The sequence below is a fragment of the Actinacidiphila sp. bgisy160 genome, from assembly GCF_057707815.1.
The window spans coordinates 1-4,891 of record NZ_JBYIQW010000115.1; the positions used below are offsets into that span (position 1 = coordinate 1).

Sequence of the window (4,891 nt, forward strand, 5' to 3'; positions counted from 1 at the left end):
GAGCGGATGCTCACGACACCGTGCTGGAAGTTGTCCTGGCCCTCGCTGGACACCGTGACCGTGGTGTTCTGCCGGTCGTAGATCTGCGCGCCCATACCTGTGCGTGGGTGTGTTGGTCGCAGCAGTTGTGCGTCAGCGTGTTCGGTTGTTGATTGCCTGGTCATGCGCTATCTACGCGGGCTGGTCTGCTGTCATGAGGTGACCAAGTAGCCGCTGTTTAGCGGCTGGGCGGGGCGGGTTGGCTGTCGTGGGGGTGGCTGTTCCTATCGCCGGAGGCGGTATCCGGCGAGAAATCGTGCCTACCGCTTCTGCTTGTGCCGTGCTGCGTTCCTCGCGCCGTCCTGCGGCCGCTTGGCGTTCGGGTGGATCGAGCGATGAAGTTCTGAGGGTGGCCGAAGGGACGACAAGATGGCCGTCAGCGCAGCATCAAGCGGCCCGGTGTACCCGTCGTAATAGATATCGAGGAGCTCGCGGGTTGGTTGGTCGTAGAGGAAGACGACACCTCTGGGCAGACCGAGCTGATGCTTCTTGGCCCGGAGGTAATCGCGGAGCCTCCTGTCGGCCTCGTCGGGGTCGGCTCCAGTCGGACGGGTGGCCCACACGAACAGCCAGCCCTCTGCCGGGTTGACGCTGGCCGTGAGCGGCATAGTCAGGCTACGGCCCTTGGGACTTGGACTGTCGAGGAGTTCATCGCCGTGGCGGGCGAACTTGTGCTGCACGTCGGTTGACCCCGACAGTAGCGTGGCACCGATGCTCAGCCAACCAGTGACATTGCGGGACTGCAACTCGTCGATCAGCGGCGCAAGCGGCGATGGCACCATCGCCGGCTTGGGCGCCAGTGCTGAACGCGCGCCGTCGCGTCCTCGGGTGTGGAACCACTGGTCCAGCGCATCGGTTCGGCTGGTCAGGAACGCTGGCTGTTGTGCTCGGTAGCGGCGCAGTTCGGCTGTGGCCGGCTCGGGCAGGAAGGGGAACGCCGCACGCACCTGCACGGGGTCGGGTTCCACCCAAAGGCCTGCCTCGAAGAAGTATAGGAACAGATCCATTTCGTCGGGCGCATGGAACATCACAGTGACTTCGGGGTTGCGGCGCCGACGCAGGTACAGCAGGAACTCGGCCGGACGCGCCACCAGTTCGGTGATCAGCTCGAGATCGTGCACGGACACCGTCCATGGAATGTTGCCCGTAGCCAGCAGACCGGCCCGAACCAGCTCGGCGGTGGCAGTCAGGACCGTCGATATGTCATCGAGACTGACGGCGATGGTGTGAATCTCACGGATATGGCTGAGGTCGATCCATCCCTCGTTTTTGCTGCGCAGGCCACCGTCCCGCTCGATGGCGTCGCGCATGCGCCCGGCCTGTTCGGCCGCTTTGGTGATGATGCCGGTCAGGTCGGTACGGATCCGTGCCGTCTTGCCCCCGCGGGATAGCGCGCTCAAGGCGACGGCCTTGTCCTCCACGATGATGGCCACATCGTCGAGGACGATGAGGTGGTCGCCCTCGGCGCGCTTGGTGTACTTCGACGGGTCGGCGGCCTCGGCTTCATCATCGCTCGCGGGCAGGTAGTACTCCAACCCGTCCCGGAATCGGGCGCCGGGAAGCACACGCTCCAGCGCGGCGTGTGTGCGGGATTCGAGAAGGTCTCCGCGGTGCTTGGCGTACTGGCTCCACACCGGGGCCGCCTTCTTCAGGTGTTCCTCGAGGTTCTCCCGCACAGCGAACACGTTCAACGCCGGATGCGGCAGCATCAGACGCCCGTCTGCGCCCACGATAAGTGGCCGCGTTCGCAGCGGGTTCCTTCCGCTGGTGAACGCCTCGACGACATCCATCGGACTGTCCGTCCCCAGGTCCAGGCGGAACCGCTCGACAACGGCCCGGACACACTCTTCGGCCAGGCCCGTATGCGCAACGATGTCGTCGATCGTGACAGTGGCCTGCTCGGCAGGTGGCTCGAACATCGACGTGACGCTGAGCCTGGCGTGTTCCGCCAGTTGACTGTCCGCCCGGCCTTCCTCCTCCGCCGCCATCGCGTCCAAGACCGCATTGCCCATCGCCTCAATGCGGTCGTTCAGCCTGTCCTGCTGCAGGTCGTGGCAGGAATCGAGGACAGCTATTGCAGCCGTGGCGTCGAAGCCCAGCTGCGCCTGCAGGGCTGCGCGGACGCTCTCAACGCCGTCAAGGAGCGCCAGATTGGTTTCCTCTACCATTTCCGGATATGACGGATTGCGCATCCACACTTCGGCGCCCCGAATGAACAAGGACACCATGGCGAGCTTGTCGGTCAGGTCAGCACGGGCGAATGAACTCAGCTGCGCAAGGTAGAGGATCTTGCCCAGTCCTTCCTTCGCGCTGGAGACGAAGTGGCTCATCTCCTGGAACCCGGCTTCGGCCGCGGCCGCCTTCCCTGTCTCCTGCCGGGCGGTCAGTGCAATCAGCGCCAGCAGTTCGACATAGACCGCGCCCGCTTCCGCGGTGACAGGTATTTCGCCCACGCGGGCCATCGGCAGGAATCGTTGACGAGCCACCTCGATGAGCCGGATCGCGTCGAACCGCCGCACCTCCACGACGAACTCCTCGATCGCCGCGGCGAAGGCCGCGTCAGCCTCAGACGCAGGGTCGTCGCCAGTGAAGGAGGCCATGAGTGTGGTCATGGCGGTCAAGGAATCCGCCATGACCTGCGCGTGCCAATCGAGCACCGGCGTCCCCGAGACGGAACGGCGTTGTCTCTTGTTGCGCGATTCACGGCGCTTCGTGCGAGAGCCCATTGACCAACTTCACCACACATTGCGGGCGGTCAGCGAAGAGTTTGGCATTGCACAGCCTCCTGGCGACAGCTGCCAGGTCAGGCGAGGCAACTGTTCCTATAGGTGGCTTTGAAGGGGGGATTGTGTCGTCACGGGGTTTCGGGGTTGGTTTGGTGCGGGTTGGGTCGGCGGTCGCGGAGTGCTTGGAGGATGTCGGCTTGGTGTTGGTCGGCGAGTTGCGGGGTGTCGGGGGAGTCGAGGTAGGGCGTGAGGCGGGTGTAGAGATCGTCGTGGGTGAACATGGCGTCGAGGCCGGCCCAGGTGTCGTTGTCGATGAGGGGGAACGGAACCTGTTGGGGGGTGATGAGTACGGCCAGGAGCGGGAGGAGGTCCCATCCGTTGTCGAGGCGGTCGCGCAGCCAGGTGCGGAGGCTGGCGGGGTGGGTGTGACGCCACATCCAGATCAGGATGCTGTCCTGCTCGGTGAGGTCTGAAGCCGGCTGTTGGGTGGCGGGGGCCAGGTGTTCGGTCAGGCGACCGGTGAGGGTGTCGCGAGCGGTTGCGGCCCATGGTTCGGTGGTGGTTGTGTTCTCCCGTGTGGCGTCGTCGGTATTGGTGGCGCTGTGGAGGGTTCGGGTAGCGAGGACTGCTCCGTGGTAAGTGGCTGCCATGGCGGCCACAACGGTGGGCCGCTGTTCGGGGGGCAGGTCGAGGAGGAGGCTTGGGGCGAAGGCGCGTACCCGCCGGTCGGCACCCAGCAGGCCCATCGCTTCGGGCTGCGCGGTCAGCTGGCCGTAGTTGTCGGCCATGGCCTGGAGTAGCGCGGCCGCGGGCACGGGGGCGCCGTCGGCACGTGCTTGGTCGATGCGTCGGACGATGCGGTGGGTGTCGTCTGTGAGCCGGAGCAGTAACTGTGCGGCCTCAACGCCCTCGGTTCCTGATGCCATTTGGGTGAGGGCCTGCGCGAAGACGGCTTCTGGGAGGTCGTCGTCGGGGATGCCGAAGACGACGTACCGGTCGAAATGATCCGGGCTGCCGATCCCGCGCCGCCATGCCGCCGCACGGGGCCCGTTACCGATGGCCTGCTGGACGGCCGGGAACAGCAGCGTGAGGAGTCCGAGTACCCCGTCGAGGTTGTCCTGGACGACACCGGCATGGTGTAGGCGTTGCTTCCATCGTTCGGCGCGCTCACCGGGTCTGGAGTCGCGGCCCAGCGCCGGGTCGAGACTGGTGCCGGTCAGTTCGGCGCGGTGTCGTCCCAGCATCCGGTAGACGCGTGGCTCGCTGGTCCGCAGGAAGGTGACGATCAGGAAGTCGACGAGGTCCACCTCCCCGGCCAGCGAGCCGAGTGTCGGGCCGGCCTGGCCGAAGTAGCGTTTGATGGCCCGCGGGGTCCGAAGCCGGTCTTGGAGGTGCCGGAAGTACGCCTCGGAGAAACGCTGCTCCTGAGCCGGGCTCATGGACACCCCGTGGGAGTCAAGCAGGGCGTTCAGGAGGCGGGTGGTCATGGCGATGATGTCGCGATCGCGGAAGGCCGGAAGGTCGAGCCGGACCTGGATGAGCTTTTCCAGGAATTCCTGGGCGCGCTGGTCGTTCGAACCGACCAGGTCGGTTCGTTGGAGGACGTCCAGCAGGGTCTGTTCGTCGAAGCTGATCAGGTAGTACACGTTGGGCAGGTGGCCGACCAGGCGGATGAGCTTGAAGACGACCAGCAGTTCTTGGGGGGTGAGCCGGTCCAGGTCGTCCATGACCACCAGGACGGGTAGCCCTGCCTGGCGCAGGGCCGTTTCGGCGGTGTGTTTGGCGGCTGAGGCGCTGGTGTCTCCGGCTATCCGGTCGGATACGTGCTTGATCAGCTCCGAGGAGTCCAGGCCGAGCAACCCTGTGAGCTTGCCCAGCGGGCTGATCGACTGGCCGAACGCCCCGACTTTCCTGCGAAGGTCGGACCACTGGCCATCGTCCGGGAGGGCTGCGCGGATCTCACTGAAGAGCGCCAGCGTCAGCGACTCGAGGTCGGAGTACATCCAGGGGTTCAGTTCAGCGACCGACCAAGCGCCGGTGCTGCTGGCCGCGCTCTTAACTGATCGTTTCAGAATGACGTGCGGAGTCGTCGGAGGCAGATGATGCTGCAGGCGAGTTCCAGGAGG

The 4,891-nt window shown here is 65.4% G+C and carries 2 protein-coding genes; both read right to left on the reverse strand.

Annotation, left to right across the window (positions count from 1 at the left end; all coding sequences use genetic code 11):
• Positions 1–299 precede the first annotated feature (299 nt).
• Entirely contained in the window at positions 300–2,651 is a 2,352-nt protein-coding gene (locus AC3EUJ_RS36970; protein ID WP_431969352.1) for a preprotein translocase subunit SecA, read from the reverse strand.
• 242 nt (positions 2,652–2,893) lie between these two features.
• Positions 2,894–4,891 (reverse strand): KAP family P-loop NTPase fold protein (locus AC3EUJ_RS36975; RefSeq protein WP_431969354.1); only part of this gene is annotated, 1,998 nt, incomplete at its 5' end.

Excerpts from the sequence above, each read along its gene's own strand:
- AC3EUJ_RS36970 (WP_431969352.1), bottom strand. The coding sequence starts at position 2,651 with ATGACCACACTCATGGCCTCCTTCACTGGCGACGACCCTGCGTCTGAG.